At 66.2% G+C, this 2,366-nt stretch carries 3 protein-coding genes; 1 reads left to right on the forward strand and 2 read right to left on the reverse strand.

Annotated elements, in window-relative coordinates; all coding sequences use genetic code 11:
* The coding region (locus tag EOA24_RS34560) for a proline dehydrogenase family protein (protein ID WP_189354483.1) at positions 1-819 on the reverse strand (819 nt) is incomplete at its 3' end.
* A 164-nt stretch (positions 820-983) separates the two neighbouring features.
* Here EOA24_RS34560 and EOA24_RS34565 point away from each other — a divergent pair.
* Positions 984-1,436 carry an Lrp/AsnC ligand binding domain-containing protein gene (locus EOA24_RS34565; protein ID WP_126082222.1) on the forward strand — a complete coding sequence of 151 codons (453 nt, stop codon included), beginning with the start codon at positions 984-986 and terminating at the stop codon, positions 1,434-1,436.
* On the opposite strand, the gene EOA24_RS34570 is transcribed toward EOA24_RS34565, so the two are convergent.
* A partial coding sequence (locus tag EOA24_RS34570; protein WP_127410620.1) for a cytochrome c peroxidase occupies positions 1,433-2,366 on the reverse strand: 934 nt, incomplete at its 5' end. The two genes, EOA24_RS34565 and EOA24_RS34570, sit on opposite strands and share 4 nt — an antisense overlap.

Here is a 2,366-nt window from a genome sequence, read left to right on the forward strand (position 1 = left end):
CGAGTGCCGGGCGGCAAGCGCCAGCGACAGAAGCCGTTCGGCCATCACCGGCAGCATGGTCTCGCGCTGCGCCACCTCGTAGCGCGGGTGCAGCGCCGACAGCTTGACCGAAATGCCGTGGTTGTAGCGGATGTCAGGGCCGTTCGACCCCGCATCGAGCGACGAGATCGCATCCGCATAGGCGCGGTGGTAGCGCAGCGCGTCGGCCTCGGTGCGGGCCGCCTCGCCCAGCATGTCGAAGGAATAGAGATAGCCCTTCTGCGTCATCGGCCGGCCGCGCTTGACGGCCTCGGCGATGGTGCGGCCGAGCACGAACTGCTCGCCCATCTCGCGCATCGCCGCAGCGACCGCCTTGCGGATCACCGGCTCGCCCAGCCGGCGCACCATGGCGCGCAGCGTGCCTTCGATGCCGCCCTCGCCTTCGTCGAGCACGCGGCCGGTGAGCATCAGCGCCCAGGTCGAGGCGTTGACGAAGATCGAGCTGGAACCGCCCGAATGCGCCGACCAGTCATGCGGCGCGATCTTGTCGGCGATCAGATCGTCCATCGTCTCGGTGTCGGGCACGCGCAGCAGCGCTTCGGCCAGGCACATCAGCGCCACGCCTTCCTTGGTCGACAGGCCGTACGCCGAGAGGAACACCTCCATCAGCCTGGGATCGGTCGAGCCGCGCACCGCGCGCACCAGATCGGCCGCGCGCGCCGAGATCCCCTTGCGCTCCTCGGCCGACAACCCCGCCGTCGCCGACAGGCGCTTCACCGCCTCGTCTTCGTCGGGCAAATAATTGGCGCGGATCTGCTGGCGGATGGCGTCGAGCGGCATATCGGGTCCATGAAAGCGAGCGTGAGCGAACGTTCCGGCGGTCGCCGGACCGAATGGCGCAAGCTAGCACAGCTTCGGATTCCAGTCGGTCCAAAGAAATCGACTAGGCAGGCCAATTGAACTATCATAGAAGCCGAATTCCCATCGTTTCGGCTGCCATTTCGATGACCGAAGACCAATTGGACCGCATCGACCGTAACATCCTGACGGCGCTCGGGCGCGACGGCAGGCTTTCGATGTCCGAACTGGCTTTGAAGGTCGGCCTGTCGAAGACGCCGGTGCAGGCGCGCGTGAAACGATTGGAGAAGGACGGCTACATCAGAGGCTACCGCGCCATCATCGATCGCGAACGCATGGGCGAAGGCCATGTCGCCTTCGTCCAGGTAAAGCTGTCGGATACGCGCTCGGCGGCGCTCGACGCTTTCAACCGAGCTGTCCAGGGCGTGCCCGAGATCGAGCAGTGCCACATGATGGCCTCGAGCTTCGACTATCTGCTGAAGGTCCGCACCACCGACATCGCCGCCTATCGCCGCGTGCTCGGCGAGCGCATCTCGGCCCTGCCCCACGTCGCCCAAACCTCGACCTTCGTGGCGATGGAGACGGTCAAGGATCGCTAATCAGAAAGCGTCTTGAGGAACGCCACCAGCGCCGCGCGCTCGCGATCGGACAGGTCGAGCGGATGCACTTCCGATACGCCTTCAACGCCTGGCGGCGCCTTCGAATAATGCGCCACCACTTCATCGAGTGTCGAGAACTGGCCGGCATGCATGTAAGGCGGGCGATCCGCCGCGCCCCTGAGCGACGGCGTCTTGTAGGCGTGCGTGATTTGCGGACCGTCCTTGACCATGAAGCGCAGCTCGCGGCAGGCGCTCTCGTCGCCGTCGCGGAATTTGCCGAGGCAGTTGAACGGGTCGGCCTCGACCTGTGCCACGGCATCGACGCGCCCGCGGTCCGGCGGCAGGCCGTCGACCGGCGGCACGCCGGTGTTGTGGAACGCATTGTCGGTGAGGCGCGGACCATTGTGGCAGGTCACGCAATTGGCCTTGCCGATGAACAGTTTCAGCCCGAGGATTTCTTCCGGCGAGAAAGCCGCGTCCCCTTCCGGCTTGGCGCCGGTCGCCAGATCGATGGCGAAACGGTCGAAGCGCGTCTCCTCGGGCTCGATCGATCGCTCGAAGGCGGCGATCGCCTTGCCGATATTGGCATAGACGCGGTTGACGTCGTCCTGCTGAGAGGCGGGCATCGCGTTCCACACCGCCTTCTCGGCGTCGCTGCCGAGCGGACTGGCATTGGCCGGCACGGTGGAAAGGTCCGGCAGCGGCCCAAAAATGCGCTCGTAGCGCTCGCCGAACCGCTTCTTGATGTAATGCGCGAAGGCTGCCCGGTTGCCGGCCTGCTCCAGCGGGTTTTCAAGCGGCGTCAGCGCCTGGGCCCACAGGCTGTCGCGCCTGCCGTCCCAGAAGTACCAAGGATTGTGCGCCACGCCCGCCAGCGGCATGGTGCGGCGGTTGGTATGGCCGACGCCGACCGCCTTCGGCAGGGCGGCC

This window comes from Mesorhizobium sp. M2A.F.Ca.ET.039.01.1.1 (genome assembly GCF_003998035.1).
Classification (GTDB): Bacteria; Pseudomonadota; Alphaproteobacteria; order Rhizobiales; family Rhizobiaceae; genus Mesorhizobium.